Here is a 25001-nt window from a genome sequence, read left to right as displayed (position 1 = left end):
TTCCATGTCACTTCGCAAAGATGGCCGGCTCTCGCGCCGGGAGTTGGTGCGGGCGCTGTCGCTGTGCGCCGCGGGCTCGACGGTGTTGGGGCCGCTGCTGACCGGATGCCGCGAGGCGCTCGATACGCCCGGTTCGCTGGGGCAGCGTGGCGGAGTCCGTCAGGCGCGGCTCGACGGCAAGCCCCGCTTCCTCATCGTCGTGGGGGCGGCGGGCGGCGCCTCCATCATCGACAGCTTCCTCGCGGTCCGGGCGTCGGAGGCGGGGCCAAATGCGGCCCGGCTCAACACGTTCGCGGAGGGGCAGGTGCAGAGCGTGCTGGGCTCGCCTTTCAGGGCGGTGCAGGTGAGCAGTCCGCGGCTTGGAAACATCCCCGTGCCGGTGAGGACGGACCAGCTGCCCTTCGTGACGAAGCACAAGGCGTCGATGCTGGTGGCGACGTCGGTGGGGACCTCGGTCAACCACGTCATCGCGCAGAAGCGGAGCCTGACGGGGAGCTCGGCGTGGCGGGGAAGGACGCTGCAGGAGTGCGTGGCCTTGCAGTACGGCGCGGGCTTTCCCCTCCCCAACGTGAACATGGGCATGGGCGGGTACGCGGAGCGGGGGACGGACGCCTCCCTGCCCGCGCACTGCTACGGCGAGGTGGTGACGAACCCGTCGCTGTGGCCCCTGGGGCTCGACGGGCGCAAGGGGCTCAAGGACGTGCCGCCAGAAGACGTGGTGGCCCTGGCGCGTGAGGCGCGAAACACGCTCGATGCGCGCTCCGTCTTCGGCCAGACGTTCGAGAACGCGCCCGCGCTCCGGCGGTGGAATGAGCAGCGCGGCGTCGGGCAGCCGGCGCTGGAGCAGAAGGACCTCATCAACCGCCTCAACGTGCTGCCGGACGCGCCGCCGCGGCTTCCCCTGTCCGAGTACGGACTGTCCAGCTCCCCGGACGGAGCGCGCCTTCGCGCGGCCTTCCCGGATTACTTCACGGACCCCGTGGAGGGCCAGGCGGCGCTGGCCTTCCTGCTGCTCAAGCACCGGGTGTCGGTGACGGTGACGCTGGGGCCTTCGTTCAACGTCGCGGTGGGCGGGGAGACGGGCATCGCCAACCCGCCGCTGGCCTTCGACTTCAGCCACAACGACCACCGGACCGGGCAGGCCTTCATGTGGGCGCGCGTGCTGGGCGTGGTCGACCGGCTCATCGATTTGCTCAAGGCGGAGCCATTCGATGCGGAGTCCGGCGAGAGTCTCTGGGACCGCACGCTCATCTACGTCGCCACCGAGTTCGGCCGCACGCGGCCCCGCGCCTTGAATGCCACCGAGTTCGGCACCGGGCATGACCTCAACAATGGCTTCCTGCTGCTCTCACCCATGCTCCGGGGCAACACCGTGCTGGGCGGAGTCGATCCGCACACGACGTTGACCTACGGCTTCGACCCACGCACGGGAGCGCCCGCGCCGGGGAAGCTGGAGTCGAACGAGGCGGACATCTTCTCCGGCATCCTGACGGCCATGGGCGTCGACACCTCCGGCAGCGGGCTGCCCGATGCGAGCGGCTTCCTGCCCACGTGACAGCGCGTGCGGCTCAGCGCGCGGGGCACGTCAGCCCTGGCTCCGGCGCCCCGCGGTCCTGGAGCTGCATCAGGCAATGAAGGGCGTCGGGGTCCGCGGAGTCAGCCAGGTACGTCCGGCGCCACAGCATCGCGGCCACTCGCCGGGGAAGCTGGGGATCCGGCGCCACCAGGGCCCTGCGGACGCCGTTGCCACCGCGAGGCGCCGCCGCTGCCGCGGCTTCGAGCTTCGCCACTTCGTCCGGACAGCCGTCCGGGCAGTTGTAGAGGAACACCGCGTGCCCGTGCTCCAGGTTGTGGACATAGAGGCAGGAGGCCACGGGCTCGGAGGAGACCCCGCACGGCGCCACGTTGCCGCAGTGGAGGCCGGAGTTGGGCGGATTCTCCCCGTTGCCGCACCCTTCGCTCGAACAGGTGTCGAGGTGGTGTGAAGGGCTCGGCTCCGACAGTGGAAAGCTGAAGCGCTCACACGCGTCGCCATCGTCGGAAGGGGAGTCGCCGCAGCCGGTGAGCGCGAGGACCGTGAGGAGGGGGAGGAGCGGACGGGGCATCACGGCCGCGTCATACCGCATCAGCCGGGGAATGCGCCCCGTCGCTCCACGTCGATGTCGCGCAGGCCCTTGAAGCCCAGGCGGGCGGCGAAGCGGAGGAAGTCCTCCCGGGACAGGCTGCCCGCACGCGTGTTCGGCGGAAGCACGGCCAGGTCCATCGGCACGCGGCTGCGCACGGCGAAGTCCACGCGGCCCGGCAGGTAGCCCGCATTGGCGGCGATGATGAGGTGCTCGGGGAGCCGCTGGACCCAGCGCACCGCGACCTGCGGATGGACCTGGGCCTCCGAGCTGAACAGCAGCAATGCCACGGGACTGGCGATGCGCGGCGGTGTCTTCGAGCACCGCAGCACCTCTCGCTGCACCTCCAGCCGGCAGTCATGCAGCGTGTCGACGCCGGGGACATTGCCCCGGGTGATGTCGGTGGCGCTCCCCGCCCGGAGGAGGACCTCCAGCGCCACCGGTGCCGCGAACCGCGAGGACCGCCGGGCCGCGTTCAGCAGGGCCACGGATTCCGTCACGGCGGTGCGTCCGGCTCGGCGGAGCGCGTCCTTGAGGGACGGGATGGGGGCATCCACGCCCTGATCCGCCACGGTCCCCAGGACGGCCAGCCATTCCAGCGGGCCCGGAACGACCTGGGGCGACACGAGCGCATAGGTCAGCAGGCTGCAGCTGACCGCGGGCTCCAGGTCCCTCGCGGAGAGCACCATGGCGCCAGGCGCCCTGGCCGCCTCTGCCCGCGGCGCCACGACGAGCGTGGGAACAGCCGAAGGGACGCTCGAGTCGCCCCACGGCGCCAGCATCTCGAGCACCACCAACGCATCGGGCGGCGCCGCACGCAGGCGCTCCTGAAACACCGGCGAGAACGCATGTTCGCCCTTGCCCGGTACTCGCGCCGTCACATGCGCACCCACGGCCTGGAGCGCGCGGCTGACCAGTGCCGCCGCGGCGAGCCCATCCACACCGGGGTGGGGCGCCACCACCACGCGGCGGCCCTTCAGCTCCGTCAGGAAGTGGCGGGCGTGCGCCAGCGCTTCTTCGGACGCGGGCCAGCGCGGGTCCTTCATGTGTCCGAGCAACATGGCCGAAGGTGTAACGCCTCCGGGTGACACGGACGGCGGGGGGCGCGCCGCCCGCAAGGTCTCCGGCCGGGCGGAGGCGAGGCGAGCGAGGCACCCGTGAGCGCGGGCCCATCCCCGGCGTGTCGCGCCGCGTCGGTGGAGTGCGCGCTTCGCGACAGTGTGGTGCCTCCCGGGGCGGGGGAGCGCCCAGTTTCGGGGTGTCATCAGGCGCGGGTTCTTCTACGGTCCGCGGCCATGAACCGGAAACGTCCCCTGAATTCCCTCCTGCGTGCGGCCGCGGCCATGGCGCTGCCCGCCTTCCTGGGGTGTGCCCAGGATTCGCAAGTGACGCGCGAGGCGCCTGCGCCCGCCGAGTCTCCCGCCATCGCGGCGCAGCCCACGCCGGAAGAGGCGAAGGCCTTCGCGGAGAAGGTGAACGCGGACCTCAAGCGCCTGTGGACGAAGCAGGCCACCGCGGAGTGGATCAAGTCCACGCACATCACCGACGACACCGAGCAGAACGCCGCCTTCGTCAACGAAGAGGTGCTGGCCTACGTCAACGGCGCCATCAAGGAGGCGCGGCGCTTCGATGGCCTGACGCTGGACGCGGACACCGCGCGCATGCTGCGCCTGCTCAAGGTGTCCCAGGCGCTGCCGGCGCCGTCGGATGCGGAGAAGCGGTCGGAGCTGGCCGCCACGGCGGCGAAGCTGGAGGGCCTCTACGGCAAGGGCAAGTACTGCGGGCCGGGCGGGAAGGGAAAGTGCCGCGACCTGGAGGTGCTGTCCGACGTCATCGCGGAGAGCCGCGACTACGACGAGTTGCTGGACGCGTGGCAGGGCTGGCACTCCGTGGCCCGTCCCATGCGGCCGCTGTACGAGCGCCTGGTGTCCATCTCCAACGAGGGCGCGAAGGACATCGGCTTCAACGACCTGGGCACGCTGTGGCGCTCCGCGTATGACATGTCGCCGGCCGAGTTCGAGGTCGAGGCCCAGCGCCTGTGGGGCCAGGTGAAGCCGCTCTACGACGACCTGCACTGCTACGTGCGCGGCCGCCTGGCGAAGCAGTACGGCGCCGACAAGGTGCCCGACGGCGAGCCCATCCCCGCGCACCTGCTGGGCAACATGTGGGCGCAGGAGTGGAACAACATCTACCCGCTGGTGGAGCCCTTCCCCGGCCAGGCCAGCCTGGACGTGGACGCGGCGCTGAAGCAGCAGAAGTATGACGCCATGCGCATGGTGAAGCTGGGTGAGAAGTTCTTCACCTCGCTGGGCCTCAAGCCGCTGCCGAAGAGCTTCTTCGAGCGCTCGCAGTTCACCAAGCCGGAGGGCCGCGACGTCGTCTGCCACGCCAGCGCCTGGGACGTGAACTACAGCAACGACCTGCGCATCAAGATGTGCATCAAGCCCACGGAGGAGGACCTCGTCACCATCCACCACGAACTGGGCCACAACTACTACTACACGTACTACTACCAGCTCCCGGTCCTCTATCAGGCTGGCGCGAACGACGGCTTCCACGAGGCCATTGGTGACGCGCTCACGCTGTCCATCACCCCGGGCTACCTGCAGCAGGCCGGGCTCCTGCCAGCCGTTCCGAAGAACGAGAAGAACCTCATCAACCTGCAGATGAAGGACGCGCTGGAGAAGATTGCCTTCCTGCCGTTCGGTCTGCTCGTGGACCAGTGGCGCTGGGAGGTGTTCTCCGGCCGCGTGCAGCCGGCGGACTACAACAAGTCCTGGTGGACGCTGCGGGAGAAGTACCAGGGCGTCGCCGCGCCGGTGGCCCGTTCGGAGCAGGACTTCGACCCGGGGGCCAAGTACCATGTGCCCGCAAACGTTCCGTATACGCGGTATTTCCTGGCGCGCATCCTCCAGTTCCAGTTCCACAAGGCGCTGTGCGAGGCGTCTGGCTACAAGGGCGCCCTCCACGAGTGCTCCATCTATGGGAACAAGGAGGCCGGCAAGCGGCTCCAGGCCATGTTGGAGCTGGGCGCGAGCAAGCCGTGGCCTGACGCGCTCCAGGCCATGACGGGGACCCGGCAGATGGATGCCGGTCCGCTGCTCGACTACTTCAGCCCGCTGCGCACCTGGCTCCAGGCGCAGAACCAGGGCCAGAAGTGCGGTTGGTGACGGTCGGGAGTAGACGCGCCGGGCGACCCCGCTTAAATTGATGCCGTCTAGGCGAGTTCGCTCGTAGGACCGGACGGCGGATATTCGCGTCCGTGACGAAAGAAGAAGAGCGCAAATGGCTACTGGTTCCGTGAAGTGGTTCAACGATGCGAAGGGTTTCGGTTTCCTCACTCAGGACGGTGGTGGTGAGGACGTGTTCTGCCACCACACCGCCATCAACATGGATGGCTTCCGTACCCTTCAGGAGGGCCAGAAGGTGGAGTTCGAAGTGACCCGCGGCCCCAAGGGCCTGCAGGCCCAGAACGTCCGGTCGGCCTGAGCCGAGCGTCGTTCGAACTGCTTCTGATGCATCATGAGGGTCCGGCCCCACGGGGTCGGGCCCTTCGTGCTTTTGGAGAGCGCTCCGTGCCTTTGTCGACGAAGTTCCGCCGCTCACGCGCCTGGCTGCTGCCCGTCCTCGCCGCGCTGGGGTGCTCCACCACGCCCGCCGTGCCGTCGAGCACGGGCGCCTCGTCCGAGGCACCGCCCGCTGTCAACGTCCCGGAGAAGGAGTCCGCCGCCATGCCGTCCACGTTCGACGCCGCGGCCTTGAAGGCGGAGCTCGTGGCGCGGCACGGTGAGGCGCAGCGGGCCCGCATCGAGCGGGGCGTGGCGCAGGTGGCGACGATGTGGCGGCCGGAGGACGGAGACCTCGCGGCCTTCGCGCGTGAACAGTTCCTGTCGGACCCGAAGGCGCTCGACGCGACCTTCCAGCGGCTGGAGCGGCTGTTCGAGCAGCTCGACGGGCACCTGTACGAAATCGGGCGCGAGCTCCAGTGGTACACCGACCTGGACCTGGGGCCGCTGCTGCCGGTGGAGCCCCTGGTGGCGGCTTATAATCCGGCGGCCCACGTCACCATGGACCTGTTCCGCGCGCGCGTGGGGTTCGTGGTGTTGCTCAACTTCCCGCTCACCACGCTGGCGGAGCGCGTGGAGCAGGGGCCGTCGTGGACGCGGCGGCAGTGGGCCGAGACGCGGCTGGCCGGGCGCTTCAACCAGCGCGTCCCCGCGGAGATTGAACAGGCGTCCTCGCGCGCCAGCGCCGCGGCCAACCTGTACATCGCTGAATACAACATCTGGATGCATCACCTGGTGGATGGGCAGGGGCGGCGGCCCTTCCCCAAGGGGCTGCGGCTCATCAGCCACTGGAACCTGCGTGACGAGCTGAAGGGTGACTACTCCGATGCGGCGACTGGCGCGCTGAAGCAGCGGATGATCGTCCAGGTGATGGAGCGCATCGTCACCCAGACGATTCCCGCGGCCGTCATCGACAACCCGCGGCTGGACTGGAACCCGTTCACCAACACCGTCGCGGTGGCCCCGCCGGAGACGGTGGAGGCGGATGCGCCCGCGCGCACGACGACGCCGGACGCGTCACCGGAGCCGGACACGCGCTACGCGCACCTGCTGGCCACGTTCCAGGCGGCGCGTCAGGCGGACCCCTACGTGCCGGTGGCGCCCACGCGAATCGCCCGGAGCTTCGAGCTGGGCCGCGAGCTGCCGGAGGCGCGCGTCCGGGCGCTGCTGACGCAGGTGCTGGAGTCACCGCTGGTGCCGCGCGTGGCGAAGGAGATTGAAGCGCGCCTGGGCCGGAAGCTGGAGCCGCAGGACCTCTGGTACTCGGGCTTCAATCCGGGCGGCAAGCGGCCGGAGTCCGAACTGGATGCGCTGACGCGCGAGCGCTACCCCACGGCGGACGCGTTCGCGAAGGACCTGCCGCGCATCCTCCAGGGCATGGGCTTCACGAAGGCGAAGGCCGTGTGGCTGGCGGAGCGCATCCGCGTGGACGCGTCGCGCGGAGCGGGGCACGCGCAGCCGGCGCTGCGGCGAGGCGACTTCCCCCGGCTGCGCACGCGCGTGGAGAAGGGGGGCATGGACTACAAGGGCTACAACATCGCGGTGCACGAGCTGGGGCACAACGTGGAGCAGGTGTTCAGCCTCTACGGCGTGGACCACACGCTGCTCGCGGGGGTGCCCAACAACGCCTTCACGGAGGCGCTGGCCTTCGTGTTCCAGTCACGCGACCTGGAGCTGCTCGGGCTGGGCACGCCGGACGCGGCGAGCGAGCGGGAGCGGGTGCTCGGCGAGCTGTGGCAGACGTGGGAGCGCGCGGGCATCGCGTTGGTGGACATGGCGGTGTGGCACTGGCTGTACGCGCACCCGGAGGCCACGCCGGCCCAGCTTCGCGAGGCGGTGGTGGGAATCGCCCGCGACGTGTGGAACCAATCCTTCGCGCCGGTGCTGGGCGGGGAGGGGAGCACGCTGCTGGCCGTCTACAGCCACATGATCAGCTACCCGCTCTACCTGCCCGACTATCCGCTGGGCCACCTCATCGCGTTCCAGATTGAGGAGCACCTGAAGCGCAAGGGGCCGCTGGGCGCCGAGTTCGAACGCATGGCCACCTACGGCTCGGTGACGCCGGACCTGTGGATGGTTCATGCGACCGGGGCCCCGGTGAGCGCGGAGCCGTTGCTCCGCGCCGCCGAGGCCGCCTTGAGTCGCTGACCTACGGCTGCCGGGACGTGTCGCCGGGGATGTCGATGAGCTCGACGTCGAAGGTGAGGACGGCGTTGGGCGGGATGCGAGAGCCGGAGGGCGGCCGCTCGCCGTAGGCGGTGTTGCCGGGGCAGGTGAGCTTCGCCTTTCCGCCCACCTTCATCTTCGCCACGCCCTGCGTCCAGCAGGGGATGACGCCGTTGAGCGGGAACTCGACGGGGATGCCGCGACGGGCGGAGGTGTCGAAGATGGTGCCGTCCACCAGCCGGCCCTCGTAGTGGACCTTGACGGTGTCGACGGCGCGCGGGCTGCGGCCGGCGCCCGCCTGGACCTGCTTGTAGACGACGCCGGAGGGGAGCACCTCCGCGCCGGGCTCCTTCGCGGCGCGCTCCAGCGCGGCCTTGCCCGCGAGCGCCTGCCGGCTCTTGGCGAAGGCTTGAATCCGCTGCGCCTGGTCCTTCGGGTCGATGTCGGACGTCTTTCCACCGAGCCCGTCGCCCAGGCCCTGCTGCAGCACCTTCAGCTCCTCGGGCGACAACGCGAAGAGGGACAAGTCACGGCCAATGGAGAGGCCGAGCGTATAGAGCGTCTCCCGGTCTTCCTCGGACAGCGCGGCGGCCGGAGTCGCCGGCGCGGCCTTGGCCGCGGGCTTCTTCGCCGACTTCGAGTCCTGCGCCTGGGCGCCCGTCGCGCCGAGCGCGAACACCAGGGCGGCCGTCCACATCGAGTGCATGCATCCACCTTTCATGAAATCCGGCGCACTATAGAGCGTGGCCGCGCGCTCGGTAGACACAAGCCCGCGCGAAGAATTCACCGAGGAAGCACAGCGAGCGCGCGAGGCCTCCGCGCGCCGTCCGTTTTCTTGCGACTTCAGCGCGCGCCTCTACCCTGCATCCAGGTTGCTTCACCCCCGGAGCAACCTGTTGCACCACTGACGGAGGCGAAGAAGCCATGAGCGACAAGCGGAAGAACAAGCGGGCGCCCCTCGACATCTACCTGAACAAGTACATGGGTGGCGTGCCGTACATGTCGCGAGCCGCGGACATCAGCCAGGAAGGGCTGAGCCTCGCCCGGCTGCTCGAGCCTCAGCACGAGGCCAAGCGCATCGGTCTCCAGTTCCAGCTCCCGGGCTCGGAGGAGATCATCTACGCCGAGGGTGAAGTGGTGCGTGAGTGGGCGGAGCTGGGCGTCAAGCGCGAGCGCTCGGGTGTGCGCTTCACGCTGCTCACCGACCGCCACCGCAAGATGATCGACGCCTACGTCGACCGTCACGGCAACGAGAACTGACGCCTACCCGCCGTGCCGCAGGGGCCTGCCTTGACTTCCCCGGAAGCAGGCCCGTTGAATGGGAAGCCATTCTGCCCTGACACGCTCCGCGACGTCGGACGAGGGGCTGGAGGATTTCCCGTGAGACACTCGCTGTGGGGGATGCTGCTGGCCGTGCCACTGACGGCGTTCGGCCAGGGCAAGGAAGCGAAGGCCCCGAAGCCCGCCGCCGCCGCCGTGAAAGCGGTACCAGGGGCACCGGGCGTCAATTGGGAAGGGCAGGTCCTGCGGGCCACGGGAGCGGGTGCTCCCGACCTGAAGGCCTCCAACCCCGGACAGGCCCGGCTGGGCGCCGAGCGGACCGCCAGGCAGTCCGCCGTCCAGAACCTCATGGACCAGGCCGGGCGCCTCCACATCAGCGCGGGCCGCACCGTGGCGGACGAGCTGGCCCGCGAAGAGGTGCGCAAGCGGGTGGAGGCCGCGATGAGCGGCTACAAGGTCGTCGCCCGGCGGTTCTTCTCCGACAGTGGCGTGGAGCTTGACGTGGAGGTGCCGCTGTCGGTCCTCACCGCGTCGCTGTTCTCGCCCCCCGCGGCGGACACCGTCATCCCCATCAACGGCGCGGGCGCGAAGAAGTACACGGGCCTGGTGGTGGATGCGCGCGGGCTCGGCGTGCAGCCCGTGCTGGCGCCCCGCCTGCTGGATGACAGCGGCAAGGCGCTCTACGGCGCGGCGGCGCTGGCCAACGAACGCCGGGCCGTGGCCGCCGTGGCCGCGTGGTTCCAGAGCCTGGATGCGGCGAAGAAGGCCTCGCTGGTGGGGGACAAGCCCCTGGTGGTGAAGGCCAAGGGTTCCAAGGGCTCCGACCTGGTGCTCGCCTCGGAGGACGCGAAGGCGCTCGCCGAGGCCAACACGCGCTTCCTGGCCGAGGGCCGGGTCGTGATTGTCACGCAGTGACTGCGAGGTCCTCGGCGAGCTGATGCGGAAGCTTCTGCTGTTGGTGGTGGTGTCCACGTTCGCTGGGTGTGCGAAGCGTCAGGAGCCCGAGTCCCTGCTCAAGGCCCGCGAGCTGATGGCGGAAGCCCAGAACCCCAGCGGCAACCTGGCCCTGCTGTGCGAGCCCGTGGACGCGGAGGTGTACCTGGATGGCGTCTGGCAGGGGCTCTGCAGTGACTTCTCGGGTTCCCCCAAGTCGCTGCGAGTGGGCAGCGGCCTGCACGAGATTGAAGTGAAGAAGCAGGGGTACTGGCCCTATACGACGTACTTCGAGCCCAGCCGGGCGCGCGCGCGGCTGACCATCCAGCTCCGGGCTTCGGGGTCGAAGGGCGCGGGTTCGGAGTGAAGCCGGGCCGGTTGTAGAGCGAACGGGCTTCCACGAAAGCCCGCTTCCTGTGCTTTCGTGAAGTGCAATCAGGACATGCCGCCGCCGTAGCTGGGACTGAAGAGGAGAGCGCCATCGGACGCCGCAGGAAAGGTCATCCCCCCGCCGCCGTGAAACCCGCCGCCGCGGCCGTGTCGCCGTCGGCCCGGTCCGCCCCCGTGCTTCACGAGGTGCCGCCGCCGCGAGCGCAGGATAAGGCCCCAACCGAGCCGGCCCGTGTGCAAGCCGCCGAGCCCGTGGCGGTGGCCGAGAGCGCCCTGTCTGAGTTCGACGCCCGGCGCATCGACCTGTGGTGGTCGGCGGTGATGGTGGGCTCGCTGGGGCTGGTGTTCGCGCTGCTGTCTGTCTTTGGCGGCGTGGCGGTGCCGGTGCTGCTCGCGCTGTCGGGCGCGTACATCTTCAATCCCATCGTCACCGAGCTGGAGAAGCGGCGGGTGGACCGCACGTGGGGGACGACGCTCGTCTTCGCGGCGGGGACGCTGATGCTGGTGGGCGCGGTGCTGTACCTCATCCCGGTGTTCCGGGAGGAGGCGTCGAAGCTGCCGGACTTCTTCAACCGCGCGAGCACCCAGGTGGTGCCGAGGGTGGAAGGGCTGCTGGGGCGTTCATTGCCGGACCTGGTGCGTCAGCGCACCGCCGAGCTGGGAAAGCAGGCGTCGGAGCTGGTCCAGAGCGCGGGACCGGCGGCGGCGCGCATCCTGGCGAGCTTCGCGGGCAACACGGCGCGGCTGGTGGTGACGTTGCTGGGCCTGTCTGTGGTGCCGGTGCTGGCCTTCTTCTTCCTGCAGGACTACCCCCGGTTGATGGGCATGGTGAAGGATTTGCTGCCCCGGCGCGCGGTGGGGCTGGTGAGCCGGCGCTTCGCGGAGGTGGACGAGGTGCTCTCCGCCTTCGTGCGCGGCCAGCTCATCGTGGGCGGCGTGCTGTCGGTCATCTACGCGGCGGGCCTGTCCGCGGCGCGCATCGACATGGCCATCGTCATCGGCGTCATCGCCGGCTTCGGCAACATGGTGCCGTACCTGGGCACGGGCGTGGGCATCGTGCTGTCGCTGGTGGGGCTCATGCTGTCGTGGCAGGGGCCGTGGCAGCTCGCGGCGGTGGCGGCCACCTTCGTCATCGGGCAGATGCTGGAGGGCTTCGTCATCACCCCGCGAATCGTGGGGGAGAAGGTCGGGCTGGCGCCGGTGGCGATCATCCTGGCCATCCTCGCCTTCGGTGAGCTGTTCGGCTTCGTGGGCATCCTGCTGGCGGTGCCGGTGGCGGCCATCCTCAAGGTGGTCCTGAGCGTGGTGGTGGAGCGCTACCGCCGGACGCGGCTCTACACCGGGGAGCCCAAGGCGCCGTGACGAAGCTGGAGGCGCTGCACCAGGAGATTACCGGCTGCCGGGCCTGTCCCCGGCTGGTGGCGTGGCGGGAGGAGGTGGCGCGGGTGAAGCGCCGCGCCTACCGCGACTGGAGCTACTGGGGCCTGCCCGTCCCCGGCTTTGGAGACCCCAGGGCCCGGCTCATCATCGTCGGGCTGGCGCCGGCGGCCCACGGGGCGAACCGGACGGGGCGGATGTTCACCGGGGACCGCTCGGGTGACTTCCTCTACGCCGGGCTGCACCGCGCGGGCTTCGCGAACCAGGCCCTCAGCGAGCGCCGGGACGACGGCCTCCGGCTGAAGGACGCCTTCATCGTGTCGGCGGCGCGCTGTGCTCCGCCCGACAACAAGCCCCTCCCGGAGGAATTGGCCCGCTGCGCGCCGTTCCTGGATCGCGAGCTGGCGCTGCTGCCGGGCCGGGTGTTGCTCGCGCTGGGGGCCATCGGCTGGAACGCCGCGCTGGTGGCCCTGGCGCGGCAGGGGATGGCGCTGCCATCGCCCAAGCCCGCGTTCGGCCATGGGGCGGAGCTGCCCCTGCCGGGCGGCAGGACGCTGCTGGGCTGCTACCACGTCAGCCAGCAGAACACGCAGACGGGGCGGCTGACCCCGGCGATGTTCGATGTCGTCATGTCGCGGATCCACGCGCTGCTGGAAACGGCGGATCCGAAGGTGCGCGGGAAGAGTTGATGAAGGCTTCTGTGTTTCCTTGACAGCTGGGGGAGCCCGCTGTTATTCCCCGCGCCACCAAAGCGGCTGCAACGCCAAGGGTCGTTAGCTCAGCGGTAGAGCACTACCTTGACACGGTAGGGGTCAGTGGTTCGATCCCACTACGACCCATCATCAGTGAGTGACTTTCAGCGGGCGGCATGGCTTCCAAAGAGCCTGCCGCCCGCTGTTTTTCCGAGGTTCGTATGTCCGACACCATCACGGTGACGCTCCCCGACGGCTCGCAGAAGCAGACGGCCCGGGGCACCACCATCGCGGACTTCGTGCGGGAGAGCATCGGCCCTGGCCTGGCGAAGGCCGCCCTCTTCGCGCGCGTGAATGGCCAGGACATGGACCTGGCGCGCAAGCTGGACGAGGACGTGAAGCTGCAGATCTTCACGCCCAAGAGCCCCGAGTCGCTGGAGCTGATCCGCCACGACGCCGCCCACGTGGTGGCCAGCGCGGTGCAGACGCTCTTCCCGGGCACGCAGGTGACCATCGGTCCCGCGACGGAGGAGGGCTTCTACTACGACTTCTTCCGCGAGAAGCCCTTCACGCCCGAGGACCTGGAGAAGATCGAGGCCGAGGCGAACGCCGAGCTGAAGCGGGACATGGCCTTCGTCCGCACTGAAATCTCCATGGACGAGGCCGTGCGCCTGTTCGAGGAGAAGGGCGAGAAGTTCAAGGTCGAGATCGTCAAGGACATCGCGGCCAAGGGCGCCAAGACGCTGACGCTCTATACGCACGGCGACTGGGTGGACTTCTGCCTGGGGCCCCACGCGCCCAGCACGGGGAAGATCGGCATCATCAAGATCCTCTCCTCCAGCGGCGCGTACTGGCGCGGTGACCACCGCAACCCGATGCTCCAGCGCATCTACGGCACGGCCTTCTTCGACAAGAAGCAGCTGGCGGAGTACCTGAACCGCATCGAGGAGTCGAAGAAGCGCGACCACCGCAAGCTGGGCAAGGAGCTGGACCTCTTCCACTTCCACCCGTACTCGCCGGGCTCCGCCTTCTGGACCCCGAAGGGCACCACGCTCTACACCACGCTGTCGAACTGGATGCGTCAGCTGACGCAGAACGACGGCTACGTGGAGATCAAGACGCCCCTGATGTTCAACAAGGGGCTGTGGGAGACCAGCGGCCACTGGGGCAAGTACAAGGAGAACATGTTCCTCGTGCTCGACAGCGAGTCGGGGGAGCATGACTTCTCGCTCAAGCCGATGAACTGCCCGTCGCACCACCTGTTCTACGGCTTCAAGAAGCACAGCTACCGCGACCTGCCGCTGCGCTACCACACGCAGGACGTGCTGCACCGCAACGAGGCGGCGGGCTCGCTGGGCGGCCTCACGCGCGTGCGTCAGTTCGCGCAGGACGACGCGCACATCTACTGCACGGAGGCGCAGATCACCGACGAGGTGCGGCGCTTCGTGAAGCTGCTGGACCACGTCTACAAGGCGGTGGGCCTCACCTACGCGGTGAAGCTGTCCACGCGGCCCGTGGAGCGCCTGGGGGATGACTCCCTGTGGGACCGCGCCGAGGGCGGCCTCACGGCGGCGCTGGAGTCGCTGGGCCTGCAGTATGAGCTGGCCCCGGGTGACGGCGCGTTCTACGGCCCGAAGATCGACTTCGCGGTGTCGGACAGCATCGGCCGCCGGTGGCAGCTGGGTACCATGCAGCTGGACTACCTGGCCCCCGAGCGCTTCGACCTGTCCTACGTGGGCGAGGACAACGCCGAGCACCGGCCCGTGGTGCTCCACCGCGCCATCTTCGGCTCGTTCGAGCGCTTCACGGCCATCCTCATCGAGCACTTCGCCGGCGCCTTCCCGACCTGGCTGGCGCCCATCCAGGCGGTGCTGGTGACGGTGGCGGACCGGCAGAACGACTACGCCCGGAAGGTGCGGGACACCCTGCGGGCGAAGGGCTACCGGGTGGAGTTCGACGAGCGCGGCCTGTCGATGAACGCGAAGATCCGCGAGGCCCAGCTCCAGAAGGTGCCGTTCACCCTGGTGGTGGGCGACAACGAGGTGTCGGGCGAGGGCGTTTCGCCGCGGCGGTACGGCGGCGAGGACCTGAAGACGATGAAGCTGACGGACTTCGAGGCGCTGCTGGCGAAGGAAGCGGCCCTGCCGTGATCGGGAGGTCAGGACGCCTGTCGGCTTGCTGACGGGCCTTGACTCCCTGTTGCACCTAAGTATCTTGGCGCACTTTCGAGGGGAGCCCGCCCAAGTTCCCCATCTTTCGAGGGTTCTCGCACCTGCCGCGCAAGTCCAACGGCACGGGGCATGGAAGGATCAGGACGATGCCGAAGTTGAAGACCCGCAGCAGCGCGAAGAAGCGCTTTGAAGTGAAGAAGAGCGGCAAGGTCAAGCACGGCAAGGCCTTCGCGAAGCACCTCTTCACGTTCTCGAAGACGCCGAAGTCCAAGCGCACCGGCCGCGGCACCGGCCATCTTCGCGACATGGACGCGAAGAAGGTCATCAAGGAGATGTTCCCCTACGGGGGCTGATTTCGCGGTTCTGGAGTCAGGGATTACGTGGCCTCGTCGGAGCGGCAGTAAGCCTGCGCCGGGGGGCTTCCAAACTACGCAGTCCGAAGTGAGGCAGTCATGCGCGTAAAGAAGGGCGTCAAGGCCCGTCGTCGTCGTAATCGGATTTTGAAGCTGGCCAAGGGTTTCCGCGGCCGTCGGAAGAACTGCTACAAGCGCGCCAACCAGGCGGTTGAGCGGGCGCTGGACTACGCCAGCCGCGACCGCATGCAGCGCAAGCGGGACTTCCGTCGCCTGTGGATCGTCCGCATCAACGCGGCCGCCCGCACGGTGGGCCTCTCCTATTCGAAGCTGATCGCGGGCCTCGCGAAGGCGAAGATCGGCCTGGACCGCAAGGTCCTGTCCGACATGGCCATCGTGGATCCGTCGGGTTTTGCGGCCGTCGCCAACATCGCGAAGGCGGCCTGAGACACCTCCAGCTCCCAAGGCTGGAGACAGAACGGGTGGGGTGGTGGGCTGATGCTGACCACCCTGTCCGGATGAGTGAACGGGCTGCCTCTTCGGGGCGGCCCTTTTTTTTGCCTCGGCGCCCAGGGCGCGCGGGGAACTGGAACGGAGGCGGAAGTCCATGCGGGATCGGTTGCTGGCGCTCGCGGAGTCCGCGAGGCGGGAGATTGGCGGCGCGTCGGAGCTGTCCGCGGTGGAGGCACTGCGGGTCCGCTACCTGGGCAAGAAGGGTGAGTTGTCCGGCGTGCTGGGCGGCATGGGCAAGCTGCCCCCGGACGAGCGGCGCTCGCTGGGCGAGGTGGCCAACAGCGTGAAGGCGGAGCTGGAGAAGCTGCTCGCCCAGGCCGTGGAGCGCGCCGAGGCGGCCGCGCTGGAGGCCCAGCTCCAGGGCCCGGGCCTGGACGTGACGCTGCCAGGGCGCGGCGTGGCGCTGGGCAGCCGGCACCCCGTGTCGCGGACGATGGAGGAGATTGTCCGGACCTTCTCGCGGCTCGGCTTCGACGTGGCCAGCGGCCCCGAGATTGAGCTGGACTACTTCAACTTCGAGGCGCTGAACCTGCCGAAGGACCACCCCGCGCGGGACATGCAGGACACCTTCTACGTGGACGAGGCCACCCTGGGCCACGCGAAGAAGACGGACAGCTCCGCGCTGCTGCGCACGCACACGTCCCCGGTGCAGGTGCGCTACATGCTCAACCGCAAGCCGCCCATCCGCGCGGTGATGCCGGGCCGGGTGTACCGGCGCGACTCGGACCTGACGCACACGCCGATGTTCCACCAGGTGGAGGGCCTGCTGGTGGACAAGGGTGTGACGTTCGCCGAGCTGAAGGGCTCGCTGGCGGCGTTCGTGACGGCGTTCTTCGGCTCCGACACGCGCACGCGCTTCCGCCCGTCCTTCTTCCCCTTCACGGAGCCCTCCGCGGAGGTGGACATCACCTGCACGAACTGCGGCGGCAAGGGCTGCCGCATCTGCAAGCAGACGGGGTGGTTGGAGGTGCTGGGCAGCGGCATGGTGCACCCCAACGTCTTCACGTCGGCCGGGTATGACCCGAACGAGGTGACGGGCTACGCGTTCGGCATGGGCGTGGAGCGCATCGCCATGCTGCGCTACCGCATCGACGACCTGCGGATGATGTTCGAGAACGACGCGCGCTTCCTCGAGCAGTTCTGAGATTCCAGGGGGCCGCGGGTAGGCCCCCGTGTTCCAGCCGGTAGAAGAAGAGGGTGGACCTGTGAAGATTTCGGTGAAGTGGCTGGGCGATTACGTGGCGCTGCCGCCGTCCGTGGACGAGCTGGCGCGCAAGCTGACCGCCGCGGGCCTGGAGATTGAGGGAATGGAGCGCCCCGCGGAGGCCCTTCGCGGCGTCGTGGTGGCGCAAATCAAGGAGTCCGTGCAGCACCCCAACGCGGACAAGCTGTCCGTCACGCAGGTGGACATCGGCGGGACGGCGCTGTTCCAGGTGGTGTGCGGCGCGAAGAACTTCAAGGTGGGCGACAAGGTGCCGCTGGCCACCGTGGGCGCGAAGCTGCCCAACGGCATGGACATCAAGCAGGCGGCCCTTCGCGGCGTGGACAGCTTCGGCATGCTCTGCTCGTCCAAGGAGCTGGGCCTGAGCGAGGAGTCCAGCGGCCTGCTCATCCTCCCGGCGGACACGCGCGTGGGCCTGCCCATCGCGGAGGCCGTGGGGCTGGATGACGTGGTGCTGGAGGTGAACGTCACGCCGAACCGGCCGGACGCGCTCAGCCACCTGGGCGTGGCGCGCGAGGTGAGCGTGGTGACGGGCTCCGGGCTGAAGGTGCCCCAGCCGAAGCCGGCCGAGTCGGGCACGCCCGCCGCCGAGCAGGTGAAGGTGCGCGTGGACGCCCCGGACCGCTGCCCGCGCTACGTGGCGCGCGTGGTGGAGAACGTGACGATTGGTCCGTCTCCGCAGTGGATGCAGGACCGGCTGAAGGCGGCCGGGGTGCGCGCCATCAACAACGTGGTGGACGTCACCAACTACGTGAACCTGGAGTACGGGCAGCCGCTGCACGCGTTCGACCTGGAGAAGCTGGCCGGGCAGGAGATCGTCGTCCGTACGGCGACGCGCGGCGAGAAGCTCAAGACGCTGGACGGCAAGGAGCGCGTGCTGGACGTCGATGACCTGGTCATCGCGGACAAGGACCGGGCGCAGGCCATCGCCGGCGTCATGGGCGGCGGCGACAGCGAGGTGACGGAGGGCACGAAGCGGCTGGTGCTGGAGTCGGCGAACTTCCAGGGCTCCACGGTGCGGCGCTCGTCGAAGCGGCACGGGCTGCACACGGAGGCGTCGCACCGCTTCGAGCGCGGGGCGGACCTGGACGCCGTGGTGCCGGCGATTGACCGGGCGGCGCAGCTCATCGCGGAGCTGGCGGGGGGCACGGTGGCCCCGGGCCGCGTGGACGTGTACCCGGCGCCGAAGCCGCCCCGGAAGGTGACGCTGCGCTTCGCCCGGGTGGAGCAGGTGCTGGGCGTGGCCGTGGCGGAGCAGGAGGTCCGCCGCATCCTGGAGGCCCTGGGCTTCAAGGCGGTGGAGGAGGGGACGGGGCAGGCGACGTACGAGGTGCCTCGGGCCCGCGTCGACGTGGAGCGCGAGGAGGACCTGCTGGAGGAGGTCGCGCGCATCTACGGCTACGACAACATCCCGGCGACGCTGCCGCGGGGGCTGGCCACGCTGGCGCCGGAGCCCGCGCACGCCGAGGCCGAGCGCCGCATGCGCCAGGCGCTGGCCGGTGCGGGGTTCGACGAGGTGGTGAACTACTCCTTCGTCGCGCCGCGCAGCCTGGAGGTGCTGGGTGGGGCGGAGAAGCCGGTGGCGCTGGTCAACCCGCTGAGCGTGGAGCAGTCGGTGATGCGCACCAGCCTGCTGCCAGGGCTGCTGGAGAACCTGTCCCGCAGCGTGCGGCACCAGGTGGAGGCGGTGGCCCTCTACGAGACGGGCCGGGCCTACTTCCAGGACGCGGAGGGTGGGCAGGGGCAGCGTCCGGCGGCGCGCGAGGTGCCTCGCGTGGCGGGACTGGTGTGGGGCCTGCGCGGTGGCGGCCGGAGCTGGACGCACAAGGACGCCCGCGCGGACTTCTACGACGCCAAGGCGGCGGTGGAGGGGCTGCTGGGGGCGCTCCGCGTGGAGGGCGTGACGTACGTGCCCGCGGGGCCGGCGGCGTACCACCCGAAGGCCGTGGCGCAGGTGAAGGCGGCGGACGGCACGGTGCTGGGCCACGTGGGCGAGGTGCACCCCCGGGTGGCGAAGGCGCTGGGCCTGCCGGACGGGGTGTTCGTCTTCGAGCTGGATACGGAGCCGCTGTACGGGGCCGCGAAGCTGGTGCCGGCGTACCGGTCGCTGCCGCGGTTCCCAGCGGTGCTGCGGGACCTGGCGGTGGTGGTGCCGCTGGAGCTGCCCAACGACGAGGTGCGTCGGGTGATCCTGGAGGTGGGCAAGCCGCTGGTGGAGGACGCTCAGGTGTTCGACGTGTACACCGGTGAGCAGATTCCCCAGGGTCGGAAGAACCTGGCGTACGCGCTGCGCTACCGCTCAGCCGAGCGGACGCTGACCGACGTGGAGGTCAACGAGGCGCACCAGCGCATCGTGGACGAGGTGAAGCAGCGGCTGGGAGCTGCCTTGCGCGCCTGAATTCCTGAATGAAGTCAGAGGGTTGACACGTCTTTGGGAAGGCTGCAACAGTGCCCGCCGTTCAGCCCCGAGGGCTTCCCGAGGATTCGCATGACGAAGGCGGACATCATCGAGGGTGTCTACGAAAAGGTCGGCTTCTCGAAGAAGGAGTCGGCCGAAATCGTGGAGCTCGTGTTCGACACGCTCAAGGAGACCTTGGAGCGCGGGGACAAGATCAAGATCTCCGGGTTCGGCAACTTCCAGGTGCGCCAGAAGAAGGCGCGCGTGGGCCGCAACCCGCAGACGGGCAAGGAGATCGAGATCTCGGCGCGCCGGGTGCTGACCTTCCGGCCGAGCCAGGTGCTGAAGAGCGCCCTGAACGGCGAGGCGCCGCCGGAGGATCATGCGGAGATCGACGCCCGCGAGGAGGCCGCCGCGGACGCGGCCGAGGCCCGTGGCGAGGACTTCGACGAAGAGGGAATGGAGGACATGGAAGGGTGAGTTTTTCCGAAGGTGCCCTGCTGCTCTTGCTTGACCTGAGCGTCATGTGGGGGCATAAGGGCGCACCCTTTCACGGCAGCAGCAGTGCCGGGGCGTAGCGCAGCCTGGTAGCGCACTTGCTTGGGGTGCAAGTGGTCGCAGGTTCAAATCCTGTCGCCCCGACCATCGAAGGCCCTGGAGATTCGCGGGTTTCCCGCGGGCCTCCAGGGCCTTCACCTTTTGGGCTCGTGGGCTCCAGCAGCAAACTAGCAGCAAGCGGAGGCATCTCCTCGGCCTCCTGCAGCACGGGGTTTGTCTGCGGTCGCTCTGCTGCGCTGAAGGGCTGGAAGCTGAGCTGGTCGATGCCCTTGCGCATGTCCTCCACGTCGAGGTGGCCGTAGACCTCCGTGGTGATGGATGGGGCCGAGTGGCGCAGGATGCGCTGAACGGTGGCCAGGGGAACGCCCGCCTTCAGTAGCAGCGTGGCGGTGGTGTGCCACAGGTCGTGGAAGCGCAGCGGGCGGGGCAGGGCCCGCGGCCACAACTGCATGCCACAGCGGGGGCAAGGCTCCGCCACGGCATGGCTCTTCCGCTCTTCGTAGCCGCAGCCCTTGCGGCGGCAGACGTGACGGTAGCCCTCGACGAGGCCGACGCGCCCCAGGGCCCGGCGCAGCACCTTGTGCAGGGCGATGTCCGGCGGGTGCTGCGAGCCATCCTCCCGGGGGAACACCAGCTCCGTCCTGGACGAGGCCATGGCCTCACGCAGGTAGGGCACGAGCCCCACGGCGATGGGCAGCAGGTCCGCATGGCCCCCCTTCGTCGTGTCGCTCGCGTGCGAGCGGCTAACGACGATGGTTCCACCCGGGAGGTCCACATCCGACTTGCGCAGTGCGAGCAGCTCGCCCTTACGCATGCCGGTGTAGACCGCCGTGGCGAAGAGAGGCCGCCAGCGCCGTTCCAGGGCCGACAGCATCCGAGGCACCTCCTCCTCCTTGAGGTACTGCGGGAGCTTCTTCGGCTTCTTGAAGCGGGGAACGGCCTTCATCGGGTTGAGGCCCGTCCACGTTCCTCGCCGCGTCGCCCACGCGAACATTCGGTGGGCGAGGGCGCGGAGGTGGTTGAGGGACTCCGGAGACAGCTCGCCAGCCTTGCCATTGAGCAGCGCCTCCATCCGTGAGGCGGTGACCTCCTTGAGCGGAAGGTGCCCGAACTCCTCGCGGAAATGCTTCTCCCCGAAGGCGATGATGGTGGTGGAGCGCAGGCGCACGCCCACCTCGTCACGCCAGCGGCTCATCAGCTCCCCGAAGGTCAGCTGCTGCTGGTGCTCGGGCAGCGGCTCCAGCCCGCGCCGCTGCCGGTCGGTCTGCACCTCCAGGTCATGGAGGAGGGACTTCGCTTCGGTCTTGGTGGTGGCCTTGGTCGCGGTGTCGCGCCATCGGCCATGACCGTCCTTGAAGCGGACGTACCACTTGTCGTTCTTGCGATAGACGGAACCCATCGAACCCTCCTCATGGTGTGAGGTCTCCGGAGGAAACCTATGGCCGCTTCTTCTCCGTGGAGAAAGGCACCACCTTCCGGCCGTCCGTGTTCTGGTTCTTGATGAAGGCGCGGATGGCGGCCGGCTCGAAGCGGAGGAGCCCGCCAATCTTCAGGCATGGAAGCTCGCCTGCCTGGGCCCGCTGGTACACCCAGCTCCTGCTCGTCTTGAGGAACCGGGCTACGTCGTTCGCGTCCCAGAGGGCCGCGTCCTGCTCCTCGTTGGAGCCCACCGGACTCTCGCCGTTGCTTGCAGTCATGGTGAGGCCTCCTCAGGTGCTCGCGACCGCGAGGCCGGTGGAGTCTTCGGCCAGGCTGCTTCGGCCCGTGCGCTGGAGGCCCCGGTTGGGCAGGCGTACGACCAGGCCCGCCTCCAGCAGCCGATTCACCATGGTCTGGACCTTCTCCTTGCCCACCGCGAGCCGGCGGCGCAACCCGTCGACGGTGATGGTGTCGCCGCTGGCATCGGTAGGGACCTGTGCCAGGGCGCGCGCTTCGAGTTCCTCCGCCGTCTCCTCTCGCTCATGCTCCACTGCCTCCGGGTCCAGCTGCCGCCATTCCACCTCGCCGCAGCCCGCCTGGACGGTGAGGAGCATCCCGAAGCTGCAGGCGTGCCACGGAGTCCTCTGCCTTGAGCTGGTCGACCAGCCCTTCCAGTTCCGCTCCTTCCTCCTTGAGCTGCTGCCGCTCGAAGTCGAGCCGGAGAGAAGTGGCCCTGTCGGGCTCGGCGGTTTGCTCCACGGGTTGGTGGCAGAGGTGGCATGCGCCGGGGTCTGCGTTCCGTGGCGAAACCGGGCGGTCACACACGGGACAATGGGTCACCCGGAGCGGCCCGAGAATGTCACCCGCGGCCCGCGTGCGCTCCAGCTTCGCCAGCTCATTGCGTGCACTGTTGAGACGCAGGGTGAGCTCCGTGATGCGCTCCGAGCCGTACTCCACCTGCTGCCGCAGCTGCGCGCGGCGGGTACGGGCCGCTTCGAGTTCCGCGCCGTATCTCGCGAAGACCTCCGCCTGGCGAGCGTTCTCTTCCGCGGCGCGTGCTTCTGCAGCCTGACGAAGGTTGGCAAGCATCTCTTCGCGACGCGCCTGCCTTGCCACTGCCTCGTCCTCCAGCTGTTTGATGGCGGCCGCCAGGGAGTCCCGGGTGAAGCCGGCGGTGGCTTCCTCGACCGTGACCAGCTCACGGGCGACATCCTGGACGGTCTGCTCGAAGTTGGCTTTTTGGGCTTCGAGCTTCGCCTGCTGCTTCTGGGCCTCGACGAGCCGGGCATAGTCCGAGGAGAACACGGCGGGCGCGGCTCCCAGGAACAACACGACGGCCGCGTGTTGGTCCGACTCCGGCTGCTTGAGGATGAACTCGTGCCACGAGTCCTCCTTCCGATAGATGTGCCGCAGCAGGGTGCGCCAGCTCAGCTCGGGCCAGGTGTTCTCCGAGTACGGGTCCCCCTTGGGAATCCGCACGACCGGCAGATTCAGTTGCTGCAGGAAGAAGGCGGAGAACTCGGCGGCGGGCACGGGATCGCCATTGACGAGGATCTTGGTGCGCCCGCCTTTCTCCTTCCAGCGGCGCTCCAGCGTCAGCGGTTCGCCAGCAATGGTGAGCTCCACACGCGCACGGTCGTAGATGGTTGCGACGTCTTGGCCGAGAGCATCCTCCACCACCCCCGTATCTCCGAAGAGGTAGTCGAGGATCTGCAGCCACTTCGTCTTTCCGGCGTTCGGCTCGCCGATCATGACGTTCACGCCGGGCGAGAACTCCAGCTCCTCGCAGACCTCGCCCCGGAAGCGCTGGAGGCGCAGCACGTTGAGGATCTTCGCCGTCATTCCTTGATGACCTCCCCGAGCTTGCGCGCGGCGACTTCCCGGTCGAACAGCCGGTAGATGAGGTCCTTCAGCGCCGTGCCGCTGTCCTTGCCCAAGACCGCGAAGACGTGCCTCATCATTTCCACGAGTTCCTGGAACAATTCCGTCGAGGCCAGCTGCTCGGCCGCGTGGACGCCCTGGTCGGTCAGCTGGAACCTGAAGGGCTTGGTGCCCTCCCGGGTGACCCGCACCAGCGCCTTTCCTTCCAAGTACGCGAGCACATGGTAGTAGCGGTGGTCCCAGGGCCCATAGTGGTGGCGAACCATGCTCGACTCGACCCCAGGTTCAACGTCGGGCGCGCTGGCTCCGCGCTCGGCACAGGCACGAGCGAAGAACGTAGGGTAGCGGACGAAGAAGTCCAACTTGGCGAGCTTCGTCAGGCCGTCGATCTGTCCCTTCCGGCCTCCACAGATCTTGAGCAGGAGCAGCAGGCGCGCCGCATGGAACTCGACCAGTTCGTCGGACACCAGGGGCAGGCCGGCCGGGTAGTCCCGCAGGTTGCGGATGGAGCGCATCACGCACCCCTCTCGAAGTGGTGCACTCCGCGTTTCACCGCCTCGTACATCATTCCGCGAAGATGGGTGAGGGGGGGCGGCCGTCCGCTGGCAGGGTGGCGTGAAGTGCCTCCAGGGCTTTGAGGCAGCGTACGTACCGCACCATCGGTGTCTCCTCGGCGGAGCCCGGCTTGTACTCCAGCCGGAGCCGATGCAGCAGGGCTTCGACCTCGCGGAAGACGCTGGCTGCGTCCTTGCCGGAGAAGAACGCCTGCCGCCTCACGGTGGCCATGTGTTCGGCGTGCTCCTGGAGGACGTGCTCGATGTCCATCTCCGCCATCCCCATCCGGGTGAGCGCGCGCCGCAGGGGATTCCCACCCGCGGCGGAGTACGGGTGCTTGAGGGCCTGGATCTTGGCCTTCAGCTCTGACAGGACTCGGTGAAGGGGGAGCTTCTTCGCATCGAACGGGGGTGGCACGCGGACTGCTGCGGACTGCTCCACCGCGTGGAGCAGGAAGTCGTAGACCTCCCGGACTTGGTCCGGCGCGGACATGTCGAAGAAGTCGTGAAGGAACCCGGACAGCTTCACCGTGGTCGTGTTGCGTACGGCCTCTTCGACGCCTCTGACCTCCCACAGCACCGAGTCGAGCCAGAAGCGAAGCCCTCCGGGACCATCGGCTGGCAGGTCCTGGAGGACCCCCGTGATCTTGTCGAACAAGGCACGCGCATCCGGGTGGTCCCGATGCCGCTGTGGAGTCCCGCGTTCGTGCATCAGCACGCGCAGATCCGAGTGAACGTCCGCCGCGGTGATGATGCGAAAGCGGTGGGGCTCCTGACACTTGGCATGCGCGAGCGAGCGTTCGAGCATGCTTGAGCCCTTGACCTCCGCCTTGTCCTTCTTATCCCGGTGGCACAGCACCGCAGGGGACCACAGTGAATCGCGGCGGTCTGACTTGACCTGGACGAACTCGACCTCCTGCACGCCGGTGTCATTCCAGATCAGCGTCAGGTCATCGTGTACCTCGCACCAGATCGCTTCGATTCGGCGCTCGGCCAGCATCTCGACGCAGAAGCTGACCGCGATGTGGTCCTGGTACATGAAGCCACTGCGAGCAGTGGTTCCACCGGACTCCAGCGGTACGAGCGCGTGGATGGAGGGAGGTTTGGAAGCTGGCGGCACTGCATCCTCTCAACGTGAGGGGCTTGCTGAAGGCATTCACGCTCGGCCTGCAGCAGGCGGGCAGGGCAAGAGAGGCAGAGGCCGGCATCCGGCTATTTCATATCGCATTCCGGAAAATGCCTAGCAGCCTGGCTGCCATGCGCCTGGCTGCTGACTACTAATGCCCATGCGCTGCGGCAAGGAGGCGCGGCGCCGGACCTCCGCTAGGTGGTCAGGAACTGGGTGCGGCGACGGGCACCCCAGCATCGTCATCTCCTCTCAAGCTCACGGCACGGGACAGTCCT

The 25001-nt window shown here is 68.7% G+C and carries 23 protein-coding genes, 2 tRNA genes and 2 pseudogenes; 18 read left to right on the top strand and 9 right to left on the bottom strand.

Features of this window, described 5'->3' with window-relative positions:
* The first annotated feature begins 4 nt into the window (after positions 1–4).
* Positions 5–1555 carry a hypothetical protein gene (locus tag HV826_RS14430; protein WP_176417584.1) on the top strand — a complete coding sequence of 517 codons (1551 nt, stop codon included), beginning with the start codon at positions 5–7 and terminating at the stop codon, positions 1553–1555.
* Positions 1556–1568: 13 nt separating this feature from the next.
* Here HV826_RS14430 and HV826_RS14425 read toward each other — a convergent pair whose 3' ends face one another.
* Together HV826_RS14425 and HV826_RS14420 are read right to left on the bottom strand one after the other, a co-directional pair.
* Entirely contained in the window at positions 1569–2126 is a 558-nt protein-coding gene (locus HV826_RS14425) for a DUF3105 domain-containing protein (RefSeq protein ID WP_176417583.1), read from the bottom strand.
* Positions 2126–3184 carry a hypothetical protein gene (locus HV826_RS14420; RefSeq protein WP_255207776.1) on the bottom strand — a complete coding sequence of 353 codons (1059 nt, stop codon included), beginning with the start codon at positions 3182–3184 and terminating at the stop codon, positions 2126–2128. The genes HV826_RS14425 and HV826_RS14420 overlap by 1 nt, the downstream gene beginning before the upstream one ends.
* Before the next feature lie 234 nt (positions 3185–3418).
* Between HV826_RS14420 and HV826_RS14415 the strand changes: the two genes are divergently transcribed.
* From HV826_RS14415 to HV826_RS14405, 3 genes are all read left to right on the top strand, one after another.
* Positions 3419–5293, top strand: coding sequence for a M2 family metallopeptidase (locus tag HV826_RS14415; RefSeq protein ID WP_176417582.1), 1875 nt, complete (start codon positions 3419–3421; stop codon positions 5291–5293).
* Between the two features lie 115 nt (positions 5294–5408).
* Positions 5409–5612 carry a cold-shock protein gene (locus HV826_RS14410; protein WP_163781045.1) on the top strand — a complete coding sequence of 68 codons (204 nt, stop codon included), beginning with the start codon at positions 5409–5411 and terminating at the stop codon, positions 5610–5612.
* A gap of 242 nt (positions 5613–5854) precedes the next feature.
* A complete protein-coding gene (locus tag HV826_RS14405) occupies positions 5855–7837 on the top strand; it encodes a hypothetical protein (RefSeq protein WP_176417595.1) in 1983 nt (660 codons plus the stop codon).
* A 1-nt stretch (position 7838) separates the two neighbouring features.
* On the opposite strand, the gene HV826_RS14400 is transcribed toward HV826_RS14405, so the two are convergent.
* Positions 7839–8561: an FKBP-type peptidyl-prolyl cis-trans isomerase gene (locus tag HV826_RS14400; RefSeq protein WP_255207777.1), complete on the bottom strand. Its 723-nt coding sequence runs from the start codon at positions 8559–8561 to the stop codon at positions 7839–7841.
* Between the two features lie 218 nt (positions 8562–8779).
* Between HV826_RS14400 and HV826_RS14395 the strand changes: the two genes are divergently transcribed.
* From HV826_RS14395 to HV826_RS14335, 13 genes and pseudogenes are all read left to right on the top strand, one after another.
* Positions 8780–9115 (top strand): PilZ domain-containing protein, encoded by a 336-nt coding sequence (locus HV826_RS14395; protein WP_163781047.1) that lies wholly within the window; start codon positions 8780–8782, stop codon positions 9113–9115.
* A gap of 12 nt (positions 9116–9127) precedes the next feature.
* Positions 9128–10051 carry a hypothetical protein gene (locus HV826_RS14390; protein WP_176417580.1) on the top strand — a complete coding sequence of 308 codons (924 nt, stop codon included), beginning with the start codon at positions 9128–9130 and terminating at the stop codon, positions 10049–10051.
* A gap of 22 nt (positions 10052–10073) precedes the next feature.
* Positions 10074–10436 carry a PEGA domain-containing protein gene (locus tag HV826_RS14385; RefSeq protein WP_176417579.1) on the top strand — a complete coding sequence of 121 codons (363 nt, stop codon included), beginning with the start codon at positions 10074–10076 and terminating at the stop codon, positions 10434–10436.
* A gap of 209 nt (positions 10437–10645) precedes the next feature.
* Positions 10646–11821: an AI-2E family transporter gene (locus HV826_RS14380; RefSeq protein ID WP_176417594.1), complete on the top strand. Its 1176-nt coding sequence runs from the start codon at positions 10646–10648 to the stop codon at positions 11819–11821.
* A complete protein-coding gene (locus HV826_RS14375) occupies positions 11818–12525 on the top strand; it encodes a uracil-DNA glycosylase (RefSeq protein WP_176417578.1) in 708 nt (235 codons plus the stop codon). The genes HV826_RS14380 and HV826_RS14375 overlap by 4 nt, the downstream gene beginning before the upstream one ends.
* Positions 12526–12603: 78 nt before the next feature.
* Positions 12604–12675 (top strand) — tRNA-Val (locus HV826_RS14370).
* Positions 12676–12749: 74 nt separating this feature from the next.
* On the top strand, positions 12750–14678 hold the full coding sequence (gene thrS / locus HV826_RS14365) for a threonine--tRNA ligase (protein WP_176417577.1): 1929 nt from the start codon (positions 12750–12752) through the stop codon (positions 14676–14678).
* 167 nt (positions 14679–14845) lie between these two features.
* Complete coding sequence (gene rpmI, locus HV826_RS14360) at positions 14846–15052, top strand: 50S ribosomal protein L35 (protein WP_163784424.1); 207 nt, start codon at positions 14846–14848, stop codon at positions 15050–15052.
* A 99-nt stretch (positions 15053–15151) separates the two neighbouring features.
* Positions 15152–15499, top strand: a complete 348-nt coding sequence (rplT, locus tag HV826_RS14355) for a 50S ribosomal protein L20 (protein ID WP_163784423.1) — start codon at positions 15152–15154, stop codon at positions 15497–15499.
* A gap of 160 nt (positions 15500–15659) precedes the next feature.
* Positions 15660–16709 carry a phenylalanine--tRNA ligase subunit alpha gene (gene pheS / locus HV826_RS14350; protein WP_176417576.1) on the top strand — a complete coding sequence of 350 codons (1050 nt, stop codon included), beginning with the start codon at positions 15660–15662 and terminating at the stop codon, positions 16707–16709.
* 61 nt (positions 16710–16770) lie between these two features.
* Positions 16771–19185 (top strand): phenylalanine--tRNA ligase subunit beta, encoded by a 2415-nt coding sequence (gene pheT, locus HV826_RS14345; RefSeq protein ID WP_176417575.1) that lies wholly within the window; start codon positions 16771–16773, stop codon positions 19183–19185.
* 90 nt (positions 19186–19275) lie between these two features.
* A pseudogene (locus HV826_RS14340) lies at positions 19276–19554 on the top strand (integration host factor subunit alpha); the annotation flags it as partial.
* Between the two features lie 199 nt (positions 19555–19753).
* Positions 19754–19830, top strand: a tRNA-Pro gene (locus HV826_RS14335).
* Between the two features lie 208 nt (positions 19831–20038).
* Here the strand turns inward: HV826_RS14335 and HV826_RS38080 are convergent.
* Positions 20039–20689 (bottom strand): annotated as a pseudogene (locus HV826_RS38080) (tyrosine-type recombinase/integrase); the annotation flags it as partial.
* 156 nt (positions 20690–20845) lie between these two features.
* Here HV826_RS38080 and HV826_RS37160 point away from each other — a divergent pair.
* Positions 20846–21163 carry a hypothetical protein gene (locus HV826_RS37160; protein WP_255217217.1) on the top strand — a complete coding sequence of 106 codons (318 nt, stop codon included), beginning with the start codon at positions 20846–20848 and terminating at the stop codon, positions 21161–21163.
* Between the two features lie 16 nt (positions 21164–21179).
* Here the strand turns inward: HV826_RS37160 and HV826_RS14325 are convergent, their stop codons facing one another.
* The 5 genes from HV826_RS14325 to HV826_RS14305 are packed head-to-tail and all read right to left on the bottom strand — an operon-like array spanning position 21180 to position 24717.
* Complete coding sequence (locus tag HV826_RS14325; protein WP_176417574.1) at positions 21180–21440, bottom strand: helix-turn-helix domain-containing protein; 261 nt, start codon at positions 21438–21440, stop codon at positions 21180–21182.
* Positions 21441–21452: 12 nt separating this feature from the next.
* Positions 21453–21713 carry a hypothetical protein gene (locus HV826_RS14320; RefSeq protein WP_176417573.1) on the bottom strand — a complete coding sequence of 87 codons (261 nt, stop codon included), beginning with the start codon at positions 21711–21713 and terminating at the stop codon, positions 21453–21455.
* On the bottom strand, positions 21703–23004 hold the full coding sequence (locus HV826_RS14315) for a hypothetical protein (RefSeq protein ID WP_176417572.1): 1302 nt from the start codon (positions 23002–23004) through the stop codon (positions 21703–21705). The genes HV826_RS14320 and HV826_RS14315 overlap by 11 nt, the downstream gene beginning before the upstream one ends.
* On the bottom strand, positions 23001–23561 hold the full coding sequence (locus tag HV826_RS14310; protein ID WP_176417571.1) for a hypothetical protein: 561 nt from the start codon (positions 23559–23561) through the stop codon (positions 23001–23003). The genes HV826_RS14315 and HV826_RS14310 overlap by 4 nt, the downstream gene beginning before the upstream one ends.
* A gap of 46 nt (positions 23562–23607) precedes the next feature.
* The gene (locus tag HV826_RS14305; protein ID WP_176417570.1) at positions 23608–24717 is read right to left on the bottom strand and encodes a dsDNA nuclease domain-containing protein; all 1110 of its coding nucleotides are present in this window, start codon (positions 24715–24717) and stop codon (positions 23608–23610) included.
* Between the last annotated feature and the right edge of the window lie 284 nt (positions 24718–25001).

The sequence above is a fragment of the Myxococcus sp. AM010 genome (assembly GCF_013372585.1).
Taxonomy (GTDB): Bacteria; Myxococcota; Myxococcia; order Myxococcales; family Myxococcaceae; genus Myxococcus; species Myxococcus vastator.
This window is presented reverse-complemented; position numbering and strand designations above follow the sequence as displayed.